Annotated in this window: 16 protein-coding genes; all 16 read right to left on the bottom strand. The window is 60.3% G+C overall.

Going from position 1 to position 19,186, the window contains the following annotated elements:
• Positions 1–77 precede the first annotated feature (77 nt).
• Positions 78–962, bottom strand: a complete 885-nt coding sequence (locus tag AC30D7_RS18435; RefSeq protein WP_490135015.1) for a glycosyltransferase — start codon at positions 960–962, stop codon at positions 78–80.
• On the bottom strand, positions 959–2,113 hold the full coding sequence (locus AC30D7_RS18430) for a glycosyltransferase family 4 protein (RefSeq protein ID WP_490135014.1): 1,155 nt from the start codon (positions 2,111–2,113) through the stop codon (positions 959–961). The genes AC30D7_RS18435 and AC30D7_RS18430 overlap by 4 nt, the downstream gene beginning before the upstream one ends.
• Entirely contained in the window at positions 2,110–2,994 is an 885-nt protein-coding gene (locus AC30D7_RS18425) for a DUF6625 family protein (protein WP_490135013.1), read from the bottom strand. Before AC30D7_RS18425 ends, AC30D7_RS18430 begins: the two co-directional genes overlap by 4 nt.
• 52 nt (positions 2,995–3,046) lie before the next feature.
• Positions 3,047–4,480: a PIG-L deacetylase family protein gene (locus AC30D7_RS18420; protein ID WP_490135012.1), complete on the bottom strand. Its 1,434-nt coding sequence runs from the start codon at positions 4,478–4,480 to the stop codon at positions 3,047–3,049.
• 8 nt (positions 4,481–4,488) lie between these two features.
• On the bottom strand, positions 4,489–5,385 hold the full coding sequence (locus AC30D7_RS18415) for an antimicrobial resistance protein Mig-14 (RefSeq protein WP_490135011.1): 897 nt from the start codon (positions 5,383–5,385) through the stop codon (positions 4,489–4,491).
• Positions 5,385–6,515, bottom strand: coding sequence for a glycosyltransferase (locus AC30D7_RS18410; protein ID WP_490135010.1), 1,131 nt, complete (start codon positions 6,513–6,515; stop codon positions 5,385–5,387). Before AC30D7_RS18410 ends, AC30D7_RS18415 begins: the two co-directional genes overlap by 1 nt.
• Positions 6,499–8,256, bottom strand: a complete 1,758-nt coding sequence (locus tag AC30D7_RS18405) for a carbamoyltransferase family protein (RefSeq protein WP_018928552.1) — start codon at positions 8,254–8,256, stop codon at positions 6,499–6,501. The genes AC30D7_RS18410 and AC30D7_RS18405 overlap by 17 nt, the downstream gene beginning before the upstream one ends.
• Positions 8,257–8,430: 174 nt before the next feature.
• Positions 8,431–8,766: a YceK/YidQ family lipoprotein gene (locus AC30D7_RS18400; RefSeq protein ID WP_490135036.1), complete on the bottom strand. Its 336-nt coding sequence runs from the start codon at positions 8,764–8,766 to the stop codon at positions 8,431–8,433.
• Between the two features lie 168 nt (positions 8,767–8,934).
• On the bottom strand, positions 8,935–10,386 hold the full coding sequence (locus tag AC30D7_RS18395; RefSeq protein WP_490135009.1) for a lipopolysaccharide kinase InaA family protein: 1,452 nt from the start codon (positions 10,384–10,386) through the stop codon (positions 8,935–8,937).
• On the bottom strand, positions 10,386–11,138 hold the full coding sequence (locus AC30D7_RS18390; RefSeq protein WP_490135008.1) for a lipopolysaccharide kinase InaA family protein: 753 nt from the start codon (positions 11,136–11,138) through the stop codon (positions 10,386–10,388). Before AC30D7_RS18390 ends, AC30D7_RS18395 begins: the two co-directional genes overlap by 1 nt.
• Positions 11,135–11,869 (bottom strand): lipopolysaccharide kinase InaA family protein, encoded by a 735-nt coding sequence (locus AC30D7_RS18385; protein ID WP_490135007.1) that lies wholly within the window; start codon positions 11,867–11,869, stop codon positions 11,135–11,137. Before AC30D7_RS18385 ends, AC30D7_RS18390 begins: the two co-directional genes overlap by 4 nt.
• On the bottom strand, positions 11,869–12,675 hold the full coding sequence (gene rfaP / locus AC30D7_RS18380; protein WP_490135006.1) for a lipopolysaccharide core heptose(I) kinase RfaP: 807 nt from the start codon (positions 12,673–12,675) through the stop codon (positions 11,869–11,871). The genes AC30D7_RS18385 and rfaP overlap by 1 nt, the downstream gene beginning before the upstream one ends.
• Positions 12,675–13,796 carry a glycosyltransferase family 4 protein gene (locus AC30D7_RS18375; protein WP_490135005.1) on the bottom strand — a complete coding sequence of 374 codons (1,122 nt, stop codon included), beginning with the start codon at positions 13,794–13,796 and terminating at the stop codon, positions 12,675–12,677. The genes rfaP and AC30D7_RS18375 overlap by 1 nt, the downstream gene beginning before the upstream one ends.
• A complete protein-coding gene (waaC, locus tag AC30D7_RS18370) occupies positions 13,796–14,857 on the bottom strand; it encodes a lipopolysaccharide heptosyltransferase I (protein WP_018928559.1) in 1,062 nt (353 codons plus the stop codon). The genes AC30D7_RS18375 and waaC overlap by 1 nt, the downstream gene beginning before the upstream one ends.
• A 1-nt stretch (position 14,858) precedes the next feature.
• Positions 14,859–15,893 (bottom strand): lipopolysaccharide heptosyltransferase II, encoded by a 1,035-nt coding sequence (waaF, locus tag AC30D7_RS18365; protein WP_018928560.1) that lies wholly within the window; start codon positions 15,891–15,893, stop codon positions 14,859–14,861.
• A gap of 193 nt (positions 15,894–16,086) precedes the next feature.
• The gene (gene glnE / locus AC30D7_RS18360; protein WP_490135004.1) at positions 16,087–19,026 is read right to left on the bottom strand and encodes a bifunctional [glutamate--ammonia ligase]-adenylyl-L-tyrosine phosphorylase/[glutamate--ammonia-ligase] adenylyltransferase; all 2,940 of its coding nucleotides are present in this window, start codon (positions 19,024–19,026) and stop codon (positions 16,087–16,089) included.
• Positions 19,027–19,186 lie beyond the last annotated feature (160 nt).

The raw sequence follows: 19,186 nt of genomic DNA, 5'->3' as shown, positions 1-19,186 counted from the left end.
TGGCGGCCATCATGACCGCTAAAGCCCTTGTAGCAGCTGGTAATGCCTGCTGCTACAAGGAACGCGCCGGGGCGGGCTCAGTCTTTTTCCAGCGGCGAGAAATACAACCGCCCCAGACCGCGCCAGGTCTTCTTGTTCCAGGCCTTGAACGGTATCTGCGCCAGCAGTTCACGCGCCAGTTTGCGGTCACGATTTGAGGTTTTCAGGAACATCGAGCTGAGGAATTTGTAGCGCACCTCATCGTACAGCGGATGATCGCTGAACAGCGCGTAGGAGCGCAGGATGTTGTCGATCATGAAGCGGTTATTCTTGTAGGAGTTGGTGGCGTGCTTGCGATAACGCGCCATCAGCACATTCAGGCCATCGATGAAGTAACCGGCGCGGGTCACCTTCAACTCGATCAGCAAGTCCTCCAGGCGAATATTCGGATCGAAGCCGCCCACCTTGTCCAGCGCTTCGCGGCGGATCATCAGGGTGGGTGCCGGCGGATAGGGCTTGCGCTCCAGAAACATGTCATCGAAATCCAGACGACGGAACGGCACATCGCGGCGCTGACGTTTCTCCGGATAGAGATTGCCGTCGGCATCGATCAGTTCGATGTTGCCGGCGCAGATCCCGACCTCGGGCTTGCCGTCCATATACGCCACCTGAGTGGCGATGCGCTCCGGCAGCATGATGTCATCGGACCCGAACGGCACGATCAAACTGCCCTTTGAGCGCGCAATGGCGCCGTTTAGGGTATTGGTCAGCCCCTGGTTCTGCTGGACCCGAAAATCGAAGCCGTGCAGCGCCTGCAAGGCATTGATCCGCTCGACGCTGTCATCGCTGGAGCCATCATCGATGACCAGCAACTCGATATTTTTGTAGGTCTGATTGAGGACGCTGAGAATGCTTTCCTCGATATAACGACCGTGGTTGTACGACGCGATGATGACCGTGACGAGAGGTTGCACGTCGCTCATGGTTGTTCCTTGCGGGCTTGACTCAAGCCTGAATCGATCAGGTCCAGGTACTCCTGACGGAACACCTCGATGTCATGTTGCTCCTGGAGATAGCAGTAGGCTTGTTCGCCCTTGGCCTTGAGCTCGTCGTCCGATAGCCCCAGGTAATTGTCCAGTGCTGCGACCAGCGTCGGCACGTCCGCCGGGGTAATTGCCAGACCGCCCGCACCCTGAATCAGCGGCAACATGGCCGGCACATTCGAGGCGATCACCGGCAGGTGCCCGCTCATGCCCTCGAGCAATGCCAGTCCCAGCCCTTCGGCCAGGGATGGCATGGTCCAGATGTCGAACGCACGAACATACTGCAAGGCGTTTTCCTTGAACCCCAGCAAATGCGCACGGCCGGTCAGCCCCAGGCGTTCGATCTCGGCGGCCAGGCGCGATTCTTCACGCCCCGCGCCGATGATTGCCAGTTGGGTGTTCGGGTATTTGTCCTTGAGGGCGGCAAAGGCCTGCAGCAGATAGGTGTGGCCCTTGACCGGCACCAGTCGGCCCAATGCGCCGATCAAGCGCACCGACGGATCGATGCCCAACAACTCGCGGGCACGCTCGCGGCTGTGCTGCAAACCTTCAGCCTGTTCGATGTCGATGGCATTGGTGATCGCGTAGGTATTCTGGTCATTAAAGCCGCAGTCACAATCGAGCAGGTACTGTTTGACCGCTGGCGACACGCCGACAAAGCGCCAGTGGCGATCGATCAGGCGTTGAGTCTGCCGGCGCCGGTAAAATCGATCGTACTCGCCAAAACCGTGGGAGATACCGATGCATAGCGGTACCTTCAACCAGCGGTTGAGCGCCAGCATCATGTTCACCGGTTTGAAGCGGTTGCAAATCACCACATCGAATTTTTCTGCGCGGCAGAACTTGTATAGCTGCCACATGGCGCGCAGGCGCATGCCCTTGAGCGACTTGTCGGAAAACTCGAAATACACCGAACGGTCGGCGCGACTCACCGCCTCGCCAGGCCCGGGCTTGCCACGCAGGAACGCCGCGGTCACTTCATAGCGATCGCTCGGCAGCGCCTTGACGATCTGCTCCGCAAGGTCGGCAAAATCATGGGCTTTGACGTTGTAGTCGGGCTGCAACTGCAGAACCTTTGACCGTTGACTCATAACTCTCCCCGGTGAAAACCAGTCGCATCGATGACCCAGGCCGGCTCGGCGGCAAGGCGCCTGATCTCGGCCGGATCGGGTGGGGACAACCGTGACCACTCGTTGCGTTTCCAGCAGACAAAGTGGAAGTACGGAAACCGACGATCGCCATCACGATCGTTACTCAAACAGCCATTGCGCCAATACCATTGGTGTGGAAAATCATCCGTGCCGTCGTGCCACTTGATGCAACCGCCCGGGGTGCTGAAAGCCTCGGTGAATTCGCTGCGGCGACGCCACGGATTGAGCTTGCCCACCAGGGAGAACAGTGGCTCGGGGAAATTCTTGCGCCAGAGGAAGATCCGACTGAATGCGCCTTCGTCCAGGGCGTGATGCGCCTGATCGGTAAAACGCGTTTGCCAGTCTTTGATCTGCATGAACAACTCACGCTTGCGGGCGGTGTTGCGCATCAGACAGAGATGGCCTGCTACCCGCCGTTCGTGGGTGGAGAACAGGTCATAACTGGCCAACCGATCAGCGGTGAAATAACTTCGCAGGTCACCAAATACCAGATCAATATCGCCAAAAGCCCAGAAATCATAGCCTTGCAGGCGGTCGACATGGATATGCCCCAGGGCTGGCTTGATGTCGCAGAGCTTGTAAGGCGCATCCGGCACAAAGTTGATGTTCAACCGCCGAGACACTAACGCGCAGTACTCGCTGAAACTCATGGCTTCAACAGTCACGTTGGGCGGCAGGTTCTCGGGAGTGCCGCAATCACTGAACAGCAGCCAGTCGATATCGGCGTTGCGTCGGCAACTCTCGAGGAAAAACGGCATCCAGAACGGCCAATGACCGAAATACGGAATCAGGAACAGAATACGCGGGCATGGATTGATCACAGAAATACTCACTACTGCTTGGATACGCCGCCATGCTAGGGGCCGCGATACTTCATTTCTGCCTCACAGATGTTTCACCATGCTTCAGAACCCAGAACAACTCATGCCGCCTGACCGCCTTGCGAAAGAACTCGTTCTCGCCATAGACGGGTGGCACTCTACTGGCCAGCAGCCACTGTATCAACCGCCGCAAACGTCGCTTGAACGGCATGGGCGGTTGCAGGTCGTGCATCATGCCCAACGCCATCGCTTTATCACGCTGACGCGCCAAAGGCATCGGCAGGCAACAGGGCTGCATCGCCGTTGCCGAATCGAACGTCGGCGGCAGGGCGATGCCATGACCGGCATCACCCATCGGCCAACGATCATTGTCATGCAGATGGTTGGCATAGCCAAGCACGGTGGTCGGCTGCCACTCCAGCCCGCTCAACGCTTCGAGAACCGCCGCCTGGGCACAGATGTGATCCGGGTGCGGGTCGAGGGTCGGGTGCGGCAATACGATCACTTGCGGACGCGCCCTCAGCAACAGTTCACGCAGATCGGCCAGCAAATTGTTCCAGGTCGGCGCGCCGTCGACATCGCCCGGCAGGGCAAATGGATTCAACTGACGAAACAACCGGGTGTCACTCAAATCCGCTTCGCGCGAACCCACCGGCGTGGCCGGCGCCGCCTGCATCGCCGCCAGTTGCAGGCAAAAATACCCCAACTGCATGCAATGGGCTTCAGGCACCCCGGCCCAGCGCGGTACGGCGATGCTATCCCAGGCCCGCAAACGGCCTTTGAGGCGAGCCGCCTCGACCGTGTTCAGGCCCATCTGTTGATAATGTTCGGCTTCGATTTCACCGGCAGTCAGGGTGACGATCCAGGCTTCGTCGGCCTGACTGTACAAACCGTAGGCGGCCAGTTCGGCGTCGTCGGCGTGGGGCGCAATGACCATCACTCGCTGATGACGGTAGTCCGGTTGCTCGAACGCCCAGAGCACAGGCTCGCCGAGCAATCGACAGAAACGCCCGCGTAGACGTAACTCACCTTGCGACAACACGTGCGCCTGATCACTGAGATTGAGGTAACGCAAGCCGTTTACGCCGCGTTCGAAGGTTTGCCGGTCGGGGTTATCGCCCCCCAGCAACTCGACCACCGGATCGATAAAGCGCCCCAGCCAAGTACTTTTCACCCGCAGAGCCAGTATCAGCGTCGCGTCATCGACCAGCATGACGCCCTCATCCAGCCGTAGCCGTTCACCGTCCAGGTGAATCTTGGGTTGCGGGGTATACGGCGGGAAGCTGTATTGGTAATCGTCTTGGGGGGAGTAAAACAGATGGTCCGCAAACCACGCCTCGTGGGCGATCCAGCCCAGCACCGCAAGCACCAGCGGCAGCCACCAGGCTACCAGCACGCCGATCGCGATCAGCAACATCAATGCAACCAACAGGCCGATGCGCTTGTTGCGTCGATGGCGCTTGAGCAGTTGTTGCTTGCGGCTCATGGGTTGGCTCATACAGTGAAAACCGGCACAGAATTGCACCAGCGGTCCTTGTACTCACGGTCGGTCCGACCAAAGGAAAACCGCAGGGGTTTATCCAACGCGCGTGCATGTTCCCAGGCGCTTTGGGTGTTGAGGAAACTCAGCACGCTGCCAGGGCTGAATTCGCGAGTCTCGGGATCGACACCGCCGTTGACGTATTCGACGCTGATCCATTGCGGCGCTTCGACGCGGTACACCAGTTGAGTCGCAATCGGTGCGTCATTGAGGAAAATCACCGAGCCGATCAGCAACTCGCGCAACAACTCGACCACCTCGCCCATGCGCTCGGCACCGGTGGCCGGAAAGCCCCAGCGACGCTGGAACAGGTCGCAATAGATCGCCGCCAGTTCACCGCTGGAAAACTCGGCAACCGGCCGCACCACGCCGCCCGCCTCTTCCAGCAAACGCAACTCGCGGCGCTGGTTGTAGCGAAACTTCTTCGACAGCTCTTCAGGTGTGCGGGCCAGCGCCAGTTGTTCGGTCTGCAGCTTGATACCGGTAAAACGACCTTCACTCAGTGCCGACAGGTAACGCCCGCGATGGCGCAGCGGTGCCTGGGCATCGGCGGCGGCCGGCAGGATCACTTCGGCATTGCCAAGGTCGAACAGACCCTTTTTACCCGTACGCTTGAGCACGTCCTTGGACAATGCCAGATCGCGTCCCCAGGTCGGGATGGCGGCTTTCACTTCGCCGCCCTGCTCCCAGGCAAGATAACGCACCGGGATATCGGCCAGTTGTGCCAGACGCTCGATCACCAAGGGATGAGTTGCGACGCTGCCGCCAAAACGTTGCCAGGCCTGTGCATAAGTCGAGGCATCGACTTGCGCCCAGCCACGTTCGCGCCAGCCTTGAAATCGGTTGAGCATCAGCCCCTCGGTGCCAGTTCGGTAACGTTCGGTAAATGCCAGAAAGCATCACGCACCGCGCGATCGGAGAAGCGCTCACGCAAGCGGTCGAACATTAGCTCGGCGCACTGGCGGCGTTGCTGCTCATCCATCGCGGCCAGATGTTGCAGCCCCTGAGCCAGGTGTCCGGCATCCCCCAGCGGAAACAGAATGCCCACGCCTTCGACCACTTCCCGGGCACCGCCGCTCGCGGTGGCGAGCAGCGGCACACCGGCGGCCATGGCCTCCAGCAATACCATGCCGAACGGTTCGTGATCGGAACTCAAGGCAAACACATCGAAAGCGCGGAAGTAGCGACGCGCCTCGGGCACCTGGCCGAGGAACAGCACGCGATCGCCGATACCCAGTTCACGCGCCAGCGCCTTGAGGTCCTGCTCCAGCCGACCGCTGCCCAGAATCACCAGCTGACTGTTGGCCGGCAACCCCGGCAATGCGGTGGCAAAACCATGCAACAACGTAGTCTGATCCTTGTCCGGATGCAGGCGCCCGACGTTGCCGACAATCCAGGCATCCATCGACAGACCGAGGGTTTCCCGAGCTTCGCGAACCGATACCTGGCTGGCTTGCAACGCCTGCACATCAATACGGTTATAGAGCGTCTGAATCCGCTCGACCGGCCATTTCGGCAAGCAACGGCGCATGTCGTCACGCACCGCATCGGAGACGCCGAGCAGGCTCAGACGTTTGCGGAAAATATGCGCGAACAGTTTGCGGGTACGACGCTGGTAATCACCAAACGCGTGATGCACGCCAATGACCGGCAACGAAGTACCAAGCAGGGCGATGTAGATCGGTTTGAAACGGTGAGCGATGCAGAAACTGAAGTTGCGCGATGCGGCGATCTTGCGCAGATCGCCGATGGCGCCCAGCTTCAGGCCACGAATGGCCTTGGAGCTGTACTCCATGAACAACACTTCGTCAGACACACAATTAGCGGCGACTTCAGCATCGGCAGCCCCGGTCAGAAACACCGTGGTCACGCGATAACCGGTCCCCGCGAACAAGCTGGCGTATTGCCGGGCGCAGTCCAGAAACGGCCCGTCATAGCCGTGACAGAACTGCAGCACATGGCGTTCAGCCGAGCGAGTCATAAGCGTCCGCGCCTTCTTTGACCACCAGAATGTCTTCCATGATCAGGTACTGCAGGTCGGAACCGAAGAACATGTTCAAGGCGTCAGTCGGCGAGCAGATCATCGGCTCGCCACGACGGTTGAGCGAAGTGTTCAGCGACACACCGTTGCCGGTCAGTACTTCCAACGCCTTCATCATGTCGTAGTAGCGCGGGTTGTATTCGCGCTTGAGCACCTGGGCCCGGGACGTGCCGTCTTCATGGACGACTTCCGGCACGCGGGTTTTCCACTCTTCAGCCACTTCGAAGGTGAAGGTCATGAACGGTGCCGGGTGATCGATCTTGATCATTTGCGGCGCAACGGTGTCGAGCATCGACGGGCAGAAAGGCCTCCAGCGCTCGCGGAACTTGATCTGATGGTTGATACGGTCCGCCACGCCGGCCACGCTCGGGCAGCCAATGATCGAACGACCGCCCAAGGCACGCGGACCGAACTCCATGCGGCCCTGGAACCAGGCCACCGGGTTGCCATCGACCATGATTTTGGCGATCTGCTCCGGCATGTTGTCGAGCTTGCGCCACTTTGGCTTGTCGGCGTGACGGGCGCAGGCCGCGATCACGTCTTCATTGCTGTAGGACGGGCCGAGGTAGACGTGCTCCATCTTCTCGACCGGTACACCACGAGCATGAGACACGTAAGCGGCCGCACCCACCGCGGTACCGGCATCGCCGGACGCAGGCTGGACGAACAATTCTTTGATGTCGTCGCGGGCGATGATTTTCTGGTTCAGCTTGACGTTCAACGCACAACCACCGGCGAAGGCCAGCTTGCCGGTTTCCTTGAGCACATCGCCCAGGTAATGGTCGATCATCTGCAACGCCAGTTTCTCGAACAGCGCTTGCATGCTGGCGGCGTAGTGAATGTACGGCTCGTCGGCGATGTCGCCTTCACGTTTCGGACCCAGCCACTCGATCAGCTTCGGCGAGAAGTAGAAACCCTTGCCCTTCTCTTTATAACGACGCAGGCCGATGACGTTGGCGTAGTCGGTGTTGATCACCAGCTCGCCGTTCTCGAACGAGGCCAGACGGGAAAAATCGTATTTGCTGGCGTCGCCGTACGGCGCCATGCCCATGACCTTGAACTCACCGTCGAGCATTTCGAAGCCGAGGAACTCGGTGATCGCGCCGTACAGGCCGCCGAGGGAGTCCGGATCGAAGAATTCCTTGATCTTGTGGATCTTGCCGTTTTCGCCATAACCGAAGAAAGTCGTGGCGTACTCGCCCTTGCCGTCGATCCCCAGGATCGCGGTTTTCTCTTTGAAACCGGAGCAGTGGTAGGCGCTGGAGGCGTGGGCCAAGTGGTGCTCGACCGGCTCGATCTTGATCTTTTTCGGATCGAAACCCAATTGCTCGAGGCACCAGACAATCTTGTTGCGATAGCGCTTGTAGCGACGGTTACCCATCAGGATCGCATCGAGGGCGCGGTCCGGGGCGTACCAGTAGCGCTTGGCGTAGTGCCAGCGAGCCTTGCCGAACAGGCTGATCGGTGCGAATGGAATCGCCACCACGTCAACGTCGGATGGCTTGATGCCAGCCTGCTCGAGGCAGAATTTCGCCGACTCGTAAGGCATGCGGTTCTTTGCATGTTTATCACGCACGAAACGCTCTTCTTCAGCCGCCGCGACCAGCTTGCCGTCGATGTACAAGGCTGCGGAAGGATCATGGCTAAGGGCGCCGGACAGGCCAAGAATCGTCAATGCCACAGGGGTCTAGCCTCTTTAGTCTGCATGCAGGCGCAACGCGCCTCAAAAATTAATGTGCCCTCGCAAGGGGCGAGAGACAGCTAAAGGGCGGGATTATAGCGTAAACGTGGCGGGAATGACCCTGCCCTTATCGGTGCCGTGAAGATGACGTCGAGCCCAAGCGTTCGCCTTTGCTCATCCGCGACCCGGCCGCCAGTAAATCCTGATATTTCCGTCGGCAGCCTGCCGGTAAATCGTATAGGGCAAGAAAACCGTGTCGAATACACCCGAAAGGGTCAAATCCAGCAATACGAACGGCACCAGAATACCCGTGGGATCGGGCGGCGCGTGCAAGAGGCAGAAGTCGTGAGCCAGACCGCTGTAGATGCGAGGAATGGACTGACAGTAGGTCTTTTGCTTTCTGAGGCCACGGGCGACCTCTTCGTCATCCTGCAGCACCGTGACAGCGGTCCCGCAGCCAGACAGCGCCAGTGAAAAAGAGCTCAACATCACAGCCATTTTTATCGTCAAAATCTGCCCTCCGAGAACGTCAGGCAAACTAGCATCGTGGCTATTCAGGGCACAGTTCATGGGCTCTGCAGATCATGTAGGACGATTCACAAGAACTTGTCCGCCAGTTCTCGGGAGACTGATCTGGCGCCATCGCGGGCAAGCCCGCGATGGGGTCGAAGACCCGCTTCAAGCAGCGCCAGAAATATCTTTGGGCAGACGCTGGTCAATCACTTGGTACAGCGCACTGCTCTCGGGCCAGTTGCGCATGAATCGCGCCCGATCCCGCGCATACGCTGGAGCAAAGCTGCTGAGCGAAGCATGCTGACACATCGAATCCAGATCGATCAGTGCCCAGCGATCCTGCTGCCAGAACAGGTTATGGCCCTTGAAATCGCCATGGCTGATCCGCTCGCCAATCAGCTCGGCGAACAGGTGATCCAGAGCCCGCAGCTCAGCCTCTGGCGCATCCCCGCTCTCAACGTACGGCGCGAAGCGCTCGATGATGTCCGGCCCCGGCAAATACTCGGTCACCAGGTACGCCCGGCTGCGCAGCCAGAGAAAACGCTTCTCCAGCAACGCCAATGGTTTGGGCGTGGCAATGCCGAGGAACGCCAGGCGATTGCCTTCGCGCCATGAGTGCCAGGCGCGGCTCGGGCGCCAGAAGCGCTTGAGCCAGTGGGCAAAGCCTTTGATGTTGTAACGCTTGACCACCAACGTGCGCCCGGCCACCTCGACCTTGCCGACGCTCGCCGCGCCGCCGGTCTTATACAGATGACCCTGATCGAGCAAGGCATCGGCCTGCGCCAGCACCGGCAGCATCGCGGCCTCTTCCTCACGGCGAATCGCCCGCAAGCCAAACGCTCCGCGCTGGACGCTGAACAGCGTGCACTCGCGGCCGACCTTGATCAGGAAGTCCTTCAAACGCCAGCGACGGACCTTGTCGATCTGTTTTTGCAACGCCTCCATCGGCAACGCGTGTTCGCCGTTACTCAGCAGGTAATACACCAGCAACTCTTCGGTGAAGGGTTCCAACGCTTTGGGCAACTGGGCGAAAAACACCCCGAGGTTTTCCAGGACTTTCTGTTGCGACAGCGGCTTGCCCGCCGTTTCGACGCAGATCCCGGCGCCATCGATCAAATACAACTGACCGCCATGGCGCAGCAGGTTGTCCAGGTGCAGGTCCTCCTGCCACAGGCCTTTGCTGTGCAGTTGGCCGATGGCGCCCAACGCCTCAGCCAGCACCGCGGATTGTTCATCCGCCAATGCGGGCAAGTGTTCGACCTGCTTCCAGGCATCCCCCAGGCTCTCGGCACCCTCAAGGAAATCGAACAATAGCCAACCGCCCTCGCCGTCCTTGAGGCCATCGGCCAATAACAACGGCGTGGTCAGCCCCTGAGCGGCCAGCAAACGCACACCGTCCAGTTCGCGTTGAAAATGCCGCGCCGCTTTGCCACCGACCAACAACTTGGCCAGCACCGGCCGGCCGCGCCAGACGCCAGCCCCAACATAACGCTGTCCCGGCAACACCCGCAGCAGACTCAGCAACTGCAAATCGGCAGGCCCCGCGGCATCGGCCAGTGGAATGCTCAGCGGCAGGCTCGGGCTGCGGCCGGCGTTTTTCAGTTCGGACAAACGCATCAACGCGTCTCCTTGTTACTGCGCCGCGCACTCAGGCGCGATACCCAGCGGTCCACCCGCGAACTGTTCAGCGACTGATCCAGATAAACCGCCAACAATTCGCGCAGCTGGCTGTCGCTCCATTCCGGCGCCCGACGCAGCAACGGCTCCAGATCCTTGATCCGATCACGCCGGCCGAAAAACAGCGGCCGGGTTTTTTCCAGGTCGATCAGTTGCGCCTGATAGCCGTCGCCGGTGGCCTGAAGAAAAATGTGTTTGGGGTAGAAGCAACCGTGGATCTGGCGCCTGCCGTGCAGGCGTCGCGCCAGTTGCCCACAGGCCTTGAGAATGGCCGAGTGCTGTATCGCGCTCAGCTCCGACCAGCGCTGCAACAGCGAATCCAGATCATCCCAACCGTCCAGTGCGTGAGTCAGCAGAATCGCCCGAACTTCGCCGTCAACCTTGCGCTCACCAAAAAACGCCGCCCGCAGCGCCGGAATACCCAGTGTCCGATAACGACTGATGTTGCGAAATTCACGGGCAAAACTCGGCTCGCCAAAGGGCGAATGCCGGGAGCGCGTCAGGTAGTTGCTCTGGCGCTTGAGGTAGTAGCCATGACCGTCCAGATCCAGCCGAAACACACTGCTCCAGCCACCCCGGCCGGTGTTGGGCTCATCCACCGCGTCGAGCTGTTTGGCCCAAAGTGCGTCGAAGGTGCCGAGACCATGACGCTCGAACAGCGCACGGTCTTCAGCAGCCAGAAAGTCAGTCATTCGCGTCCCTCAAAAAATCTCACCACGTGCCGAATGCGTTTCTTGTCCGCGGCATCGAGCCGGGCGCATTGGCGGTATTGCAGGTAAAAGCGCAGGCGCTGGGTGGCCGACAGGTGATACTTGGCGACCTTGTCGAGGCAGGCCAGGTCTTTGGTGATGCGGTATTTGAGCCAGAAGCCGCGCCAGAAATCGCCATTGGGGCAATCGATCAGGAACAGCCGGGCTTGATCGTCGACCAACAGGTTGCGCCACTTCAAATCGTTATGAGTAAAACGGTTGTCGTGCATGGTCCGGGTGTAGCCGGCCAATTGACGACTGATGGTATCGACCCAGGCGCGATCCGCCAGTTTCGGATCATGCCGATTAGCCAGGACCGACAAGTCTTCGGTATGCGGCAGTTCGCGGGTGATCATCGCCCCACGGGCGTACGTCACGCCGTGCCTCTCCAGCCCCCAGGCCACAACCTCTGCGGTGGGAATGCCCCACTTGGCGAAACGCTTGAGGTTCTGCCATTCGGCCTTGACCCGAGGCTTGCCCAAGTAGCGACGCAGGCCTTTGCCGGCACTGACGTAGCGCTTGACGTAATAGTTGACGCCGTTGCGCTGGACCCGAATAACTTCGGACAGCGGATCATGGGTCAACCGCTCGCCCTGGAGGGCAAACACCGCATCAAGACTGCCGAAATCTTCTGCCAGATCGCTATAAGCCGGCTCCAGTGTCCAACCCGACATTAGAGCGCATCCCCGTATCGCTGTTTACGCTCGTAGAGTTTATTGGCCTTGCCTTCGAGCCACGCCAGCAACCCGGCTTCTTCAGCCAGAATCTGACGCAGAGGTTGCTGGAAATAACCCTTGAGGAAACGCAGCTTGTCGCGACGGGTCAGGCCGATCTCCAGCGCCGAAAAATACAGCGCCGCCAGATCCTTGTTGCGCCAGCGCCGGGTAATCGTCGGTCGGGTCTGGGCGCGGTGCAGGTCGATCACCGACAACTTGAAATCATCGCAGGTCACCGGTTTATCGGTGTGCAGCAGGAAGTGGCAGATGTAGCAGTCGCGATGGTTGACCCCGGCGCGGTGCATCATGCCGGTCATGCGTGCGACTTCGGCGATCAGGGCGCGTTTGAGCTTGGGCTCCGGCGGGTGTTTGACCCAGTCGATACTGAAATCTTCAAGACTGACGGTGGGTGCCAGCTCTTCAGTGACGATGAACGAATGCTGATCCGCCGGGTTGCTGCCCTTTTCGCCATAAGCGACAGCAGTCATGGTCGGCACGCCGACTTCTTGCAGGCGCTGAATGGCCTTCCACTCCTGGCCCGCGCCCAGCACCGGCAGCTTGGCGGTCAGCAGGTTCTTGAAAATCTCGCCCCAGCCGATGCCCCGGTGAATCTTCACGAAGAACCCGTGGCCGTCCACTTCGGTTCGCAGTGTCCGGCGCGCTTCGAGCTCGCGGTACACCTCACCCTTGAGGCCCTCGACTTCGGCGAACGGGTCGCGTCCGGTCCAGAGGCTCTTGAACGGTTCAGCCAGCATCAACTTCATTAAGCGTGCTCCGCCAGAATCACATCGGCCGCGTGCTGCGGCATGCTGTAGAGGTCGGCCGTCTCGGCGAAGGCCAGACCGTTGCGGCTCCAGGCCGCCCGTGCATCTGTGTCGTTCAACATGCCGGTCAGGTATTGAGTCAGTTGCGCCTGATCGAAGGGCTCGTCCAGCACCAGACCCGCATCGGCCTCGGCGATGTAATGGGCGTAACCACACACCGCGCTCACCAGCACCGGCAAACCGGCTACCAGGGCCTCAAGCAATACCGTCCCGGTGTTTTCGTTGTACGCCGGGTGGATCAGCAGATCGGCACCGAGCAGGAAACGCGGGATATCGCTGCGGCCCTTGAGGAACTGCACGTTGTCGCCGAGCCCCAATGTGGCGCTCTGCAATTGGAATACTTTGGGGTCGTCCTGGCCAATTACAAACAGCCGGGTGCGTTTTTTCAGCTCGGCGGGCAGCGCAGCCAGTGCCTTGAGGCTGCGGTCCACGCCTTTGGTCTTGAACCCGGAACCGATCTGCACCAACAACAGATCATCGTCCTTCAGGTTGAATTCGGCGCGGAAACCGGCACGAATTTCGTCCGCATTCGCGGGGCGACGACGGTCTTGGGCAATGCCCGGTGGCAGCAAATGGAAGCGCGCCAGCGGTGTGTCGTAGTGCTTGATGAACAGCGGCTGCTGGACTTCGGAAATCATCAGCACTTCGGTCTTGGCATCTTTGGCGAACACCGCGCGCTCGTACTCGGCGAAGTGCCGATAGCGGCCCCAGCGACGGTACAGCGAATTGCGCAGGTTTTGCGCCTTGTCTTCGAAGCAGCCGTCGGCGGCGTAGTAAACGTCCAGGCCCGGCATTTTGTTGAAACCGATCAAGCGATCCACCGGACGCTTGGCCAGATCGGCTTCCATCCATTCGGTGAGTTTCTCGTTGCGCCGATGATTGAAGAACGCCTTGACCGGCGCCACCAACACTTCGAAACCCGGCGGGATCTCGCCTTCCCAGATCAACGTGTAGACACGAATCTGATGGCCGCGCTGCTGGCATTCAAGGGCGATACGCATGAAGTCGCGCTGCAAGCCGCCAAAGGGAAAGTACTTGTACAGGACAAATGCCAATTGCATCAGCGCAGCTCCTCAGCCAGTAACAACGTGCTCAGTCGGCTCGCGACACGCTCGGGATTCAGGCGCGTGAAGCACAGGGGCCACTCGCGTTTCAGATCGAACCGACGGGCATCATCGGCCGTCGGTTGATAGGTGCATTTCTTTTGCAGGCATGGCGCGCAAGGGAAGTCGCTGGCCATATGGATCTGCGATTTGCCGTAGGCGCCGGTCAGGCCCGGATTAGTCGGACCGAACAGCGACAGGGTCGGCACGTCCAGCGCCGCGGCCAGGTGACCGAGGCCGGTGTCCACCGCCACGCAGGCTTGCGCACCGGCCAGGACTTTGCCGACACCCGCCAGGTTCAGCCTGGGCAGTACTTCGACGTGTTTCATGTCTTTGGCAATGCGCTCGGCGCGGGCCTTTTCCACCGGATTGCCCCACGGCAGCTTCACCGCCACGCCGAGATACCCCACCCGCTCGGCCAGCTCGCGCCAATAGGCTTCGGGCCAGTGCTTGGTGTCCCAGGTGGTGCCGTGGAGAAACACCACGTACGGATTCTTGCGTGGCAATTCCACCAACCGCTCGACGTTCAGGCCGTAGTCGCCCAGGCCTTTAGGCAGGTCGTAACCCAGGGCCAACGCGAACAGCTGACGCACTCGTTCAACCGCGTGCTGCCCACGGGCCACGGCCAGACGTCGAGAATAGAAGCGCGCGGCGATCGGTTCACGGGCCGAGTTCTTGTCCAGCCCGGCCACCGGTGCTTTGGCATAGCGCGTCAACAATGCACTTTTCAGCAGGCCTTGGGCATCGATCACCAAGTCGTATTTCGTCGCGCGGACGCTTTGCTTGAAGCGCTTCCACTCGCCACTCTTGATGGTCTGCCAGATGTTTTTGCGCCAGCGACGGATCGCCACCGGAATCACCTTGCCCACGGCCGGGTGCCAGGTCGGAATCTCGGCGAAACCTTCTTCCACCACCCAGTCGAACTTGATGCCGGGGATCGCCCGCGCCGCATCGGTCAACGCTGGCAACGCGTGAATCACATCGCCCAGCGAAGAAGTCTTGATCAACAGTACCCGCAAACTATTTGACCTCGACCACAGTGCCCAGCAAACGCTGCAAGGCTTCGTTCACCGCTTTGGGCATGAGCTGGCGCAAGCAGTTGTAATGACCGAAACGGCAGGTGCGATCGAAGCACGGACTGCATTCGATGCCCAGGCGCACGATCTCGACATGCTCGGCCAGCGGTGGCGTGAAGCCCGGCGACGTCGAGCCGTATACCGCCACCAACGGGCGGTTCAGCGCGGCAGCCACGTGCATCAGGCCGGAGTCGTTGGAGACCACCGCGTCGGCGCAGGACAGCAAATCGATGGCCTCGGCCAGGGAAGTGCCGCCACTGAGGTTCACCGACTCTTCACGCAGCCCCGGAATCAACCGCCCACGTATGTCTTCGCCCACCGCGTGATCGTTTTTCGAGCCGAACAGCCAGACTTGCCAGCCTTCACGAATCTTCGCCTCGGCGACCTTGGCATAGTGCTCGGACGGCCAGCGCTTGGACTCGCCGAACTCGGCGCCGGGGCACAGCGCCAACACCGGACGGTCAAGGGCCAGGCCGAACTTGGCCAGCGCGCCGTCACGAGTCACCGGATCGATCTGCAAACTCGGCCGTGGATAAGGTTTCGGCAGCTCGATGCCAGGCTCAAAGGCCAGGGCCATGAAGCGCTCGATCATCAATGGATAACGTTCTTTGTCGAGCGTGCGCACGTCATTGAGCAGGCCGTAGCGGAACTCGCCACGCCAGCCGGTGCGTTTCGGGATACCGGCAAAAAACGGCACCAGGGCCGATTTCAGCGAATTGGGCAGCAGAATGGCCTGGTCGTACTGACCGGCCAGGGATTTACCGATGCGCCGACGCGTCGCCAGTTCCAGCACGCCGTGGCCGAGCGGGAAGCTCAAGGCCTGGCGTACTTCAGGCATGCGCTCGAGGATCGGCCGGCTCCACTCGGGGGCCAGCACGTCGATTTCGCACTGAGGGTGGCGTTGTTTGAGACACTGAAAAAGTGTCTGCGCCATCACCATGTCACCGACCCAACTGGGCCCAACGATCAGAATTTTCATGTGGTTTCCAAAAACGAACCGGGGAGGCATACGCCTCCCCGCCTCGAGAATTCTACAGAACACTGCAGTTCTACTGTGGGAGCGAGCCTGCTCGCGATGGCGGCCTGACACTCATCATAAATGGTGAATGTAACGGCCTCATCGCGAGCAGGCTCGCTCCCACAATGGGTATTGGGTGTTGCAAATTCCCTTTTCAGCTTAACCCCAGCTCACGCCAGATCCGCATGACCTGCCGTCGTTCATCCACGAACTGGTCGCCCGGTATTACCCCGGAGTCCTTCTGCAAGGCCTCCCGGTGAGCGGCGGAGCGGTAGGCTTTATAGACCTCACGCAACAGGCTGGCGTCTTCGGCGGGTATCAACCCTTCCTCCTCCAGCCCTTCCAGAATGCGGATATTGTCGGTATAGCGCAGCAATGACGGGTGCGTTCCAGACCACGCCAGAGCCGCGTATTGCACCATAAATTCAATATCGACGATACCTCCAGCGTCCTGCTTGAGATCGAATGGCGCCGTGGCCTCAAAGGCATTTGCCGCCATACCCGCCGCGGTGGTCTTGCTGCCAAGATTATCGCGCATCTTGGCGCGCATCTCGCTAACCTCCTGGCGCAAGGTCGACAGATCCCGGGATTTGGCCAATACCGTTGCGCGAACCTTCTCGAACGCCTGGCCGACATCCTGACTGCCCACCAGCACACGCGCCCGCACCAGCGCCTGGTGCTCCCAGGTCCAGGCCTCGTTCTCCTGATACCGGGCAAACGCGCCTAATGAACTCACCAGCAAACCGGAAGCACCGGACGGCCGCAGGCGCATATCCACTTCATACAGCTGACCGGAGTTGGTCTGAGCCGTCAGCAAGTGAATGATCCGCTGCCCGAGCCGGGTAAAAAACTGCGCGCCGTCGATGGGTTTCGGGCCGTCGGTTTCCGCCTGCGCATCCGCGTCATGGATGAACACCAGGTCCAGGTCCGAACTATGCCCCAGTTCCAGACCGCCGACTTTCCCGTAACCGACAATGATGAATCCAGGGTCGCACACGCTGCCATCAGTGCGCAGCGGCGTACCGTACTTGGCCACCGTCTGTCGCCAGGCCAGGGCCAGCACTTGTTCGAGGATCGCTTCGGCAAGCCAGGTCAGGTAATCGCTGACTTTCATCAATGGCAGGCTACCGGCGATTTCCGAAGCGGCGACGCGCAAGCGGTGCGCCAGTTTGAAATGCCGCAGGGCTTCCATTTGTTGTTCGAGGTCGTCTTCAGGAATCCGCGTCAGACGCTCGCGCAACTCGGCCGCCAGCTCCGGCGCCAGCGGCGGCTTGAACAACCGGCCTTCGTTGAGCAATTCGTCGAGCAGCAACGGGAAGCGCGTGATCTGCTCGGCAATCCACGGACTGGCCGCGCACAGTGTCAGCAGACGGCGCAGCGCGCCGGGGTTTTCGGTCAGCAGCACCAGATAGGCAGAACGCCGCGCCACCGCCTCAACCAGTGGTAGCACGCGCTCCAGCACCAGATCGGGATTGGCATGTTCCACAGCCTGGGCCAGCAAGCGCGGTATAAAAGCATCGAGGCGTTCGCGCCCCAGGCGTTGCATGGCACGCAATTGCGGACTGCTGCGCAGACTGGCCAATGCTTTCAGCGCCTTGGCGGCATCGGCGAAACCGCCCTCTTCGAGCTGGCGGCACGCGGCTTCTTCGTCCTGGGCTTCTTCCCACAGCGGCAGCCATTCCCCGCCGACCACCACTTCGCTTTCGGTGCCTTGCTCTTCGTCGGGATCGGCAATCACCTGACCGAAGTGCCAGGCCACCCGGCCACGCCAGTACATCAGTTGTTCGTGGAATGCCGTCCAGTTGGCAAACCCGAGCATAAAGGCAATGCGCGCCTGATCCTGCGCGCCGTCCGGCAACATCTGGGTCTGGCGGTCGGCAATCGCCTGAATCGCGTGCTCGGTGTAACGCAGGAATTCGTAGCCTTCGCGCAGTTCGCTGACCACCGCCGGCGGCAGATAGCCCTGCCCCTCCAGGGTGCTCAGTACTTTTAATAGAGGACGCTGCTGCAGGCTCAGGTCGCGACCACCGTGAATCAGCTGGAAGGCCTGGGCGATAAACTCGACTTCACGGATGCCGCCGGAGCCAAGCTTGATGTTGTCGGCCATACCCTTGCGCCGGACTTCCTGCTGAATCAACTGCTTCATGGTGCGCAGCGCTTCGATGGCCGAGAAGTCCAGGTAACGCCGGTAAACGAACGGCCGCAGCATCTCGAGCAACTGGGCGCCAGCCACCTGATCGCCAGCCACCACCCGCGCCTTGATCATCGCGTAGCGTTCCCAGTCGCGGCCCTGATCCTGGTAATACTGTTCCAGCGCATTGAAGCTCAGCACCAGAGCGCCGGACGAACCGTAAGGCCGCAAGCGCATGTCGACGCGAAATACGAAACCGTCGACGGTCATCGGGTCCAGCGCCTTGATCAGACGCTGGCCGAGACGAATGAAAAACTCCTGGTTATCCAGCGAGCGTTTCACGCCGACGGTTTCGCCGCCCTCGGGGTAGGCAAAGATCAGATCGATGTCCGACGACAGGTTCAGCTCCACCGCGCCGAGTTTGCCCATGCCGAGGATGACCATCTGCTGCGGCTCGCCGCTGCGCCGCCCGGTGGGCACGCCGAACTGCTGGCAATGCCGCGAGTACAACCACTGATAGGCCTGATCGATGCTGGCATCGGCCATGTCCGAGAGGTCGCGACAGGTCTGGACCAGATCGGCCTGGCGAGTCAGGTCGCGCCAGATGATCCGCACCTGATGACGATTACGCTGGCGGCGCAGAACACGGCCAAGCTGGTCGTCGGTTTCGGCGGCGCTCACCGCCGTCGCAATCTGTGCGCACAACTCGCCCGGCGCCAAGGCGCGGTCCAGTTCGCCGGACTGCACCAGTTCCAGCAACATCAAAGGGTCACGCAGACTCTGTTCAATCACAAAGTCGCTGGCAGCGGTGACGCGGGCAAATTGCGCCCAGCGTTCTGGCGTCCAGGCAGACAGGCCATGGTCGTCGGGAAGAACCCCGACAGTCGTACGGAACGACTGCTCGGCGCGGGTGACAAACGGCAGGAGCCCATCGGGCAGTTCGGCAAGCGAAGGGAGGCTCATGGTCTATCCTTGATCGGCGTGTGAAGGGCTGCATGTAGTGATTCGTGAAAACACGCTACGTGACTGACTGTCGAACAAAGGTTAGAAATAGCTGAAATTTCTTTATTTTTGGCAGCGATCATCAAGCTTCCACCTTTTTCGATTGGCAAAAGACCAACCT

Source organism: Pseudomonas sp. DF5 (assembly GCF_058148225.1).
This window is presented reverse-complemented; position numbering and strand designations above follow the sequence as displayed.

Coding starts and splice junctions, on each gene's coding strand:
- AC30D7_RS18435 (WP_490135015.1), bottom strand. CDS start 962: ATGAGCGACGTGCAACCTCTCGTCACGGTCATCATCGCGTCGTACAAC.
- AC30D7_RS18415 (WP_490135011.1), bottom strand. CDS start 5,385: ATGCTCAACCGATTTCAAGGCTGGCGCGAACGTGGCTGGGCGCAAGTC.
- AC30D7_RS18385 (WP_490135007.1), bottom strand. CDS start 11,869: ATGTCGGGTTGGACACTGGAGCCGGCTTATAGCGATCTGGCAGAAGAT.
- rfaP (WP_490135006.1), bottom strand. CDS start 12,675: ATGAAGTTGATGCTGGCTGAACCGTTCAAGAGCCTCTGGACCGGACGC.
- waaF (WP_018928560.1), bottom strand. CDS start 15,893: ATGAAAATTCTGATCGTTGGGCCCAGTTGGGTCGGTGACATGGTGATG.
- AC30D7_RS18375 (WP_490135005.1), bottom strand. CDS start 13,796: ATGCAATTGGCATTTGTCCTGTACAAGTACTTTCCCTTTGGCGGCTTG.
- AC30D7_RS18420 (WP_490135012.1), bottom strand. CDS start 4,480: ATGAGCCGCAAGCAACAACTGCTCAAGCGCCATCGACGCAACAAGCGC.
- glnE (WP_490135004.1), bottom strand. CDS start 19,026: ATGAGCCTCCCTTCGCTTGCCGAACTGCCCGATGGGCTCCTGCCGTTT.
- AC30D7_RS18395 (WP_490135009.1), bottom strand. CDS start 10,386: ATGCGTTTGTCCGAACTGAAAAACGCCGGCCGCAGCCCGAGCCTGCCG.
- AC30D7_RS18410 (WP_490135010.1), bottom strand. CDS start 6,515: ATGACTCGCTCGGCTGAACGCCATGTGCTGCAGTTCTGTCACGGCTAT.
- AC30D7_RS18430 (WP_490135014.1), bottom strand. CDS start 2,113: ATGAGTCAACGGTCAAAGGTTCTGCAGTTGCAGCCCGACTACAACGTC.
- AC30D7_RS18390 (WP_490135008.1), bottom strand. CDS start 11,138: ATGACTGACTTTCTGGCTGCTGAAGACCGTGCGCTGTTCGAGCGTCAT.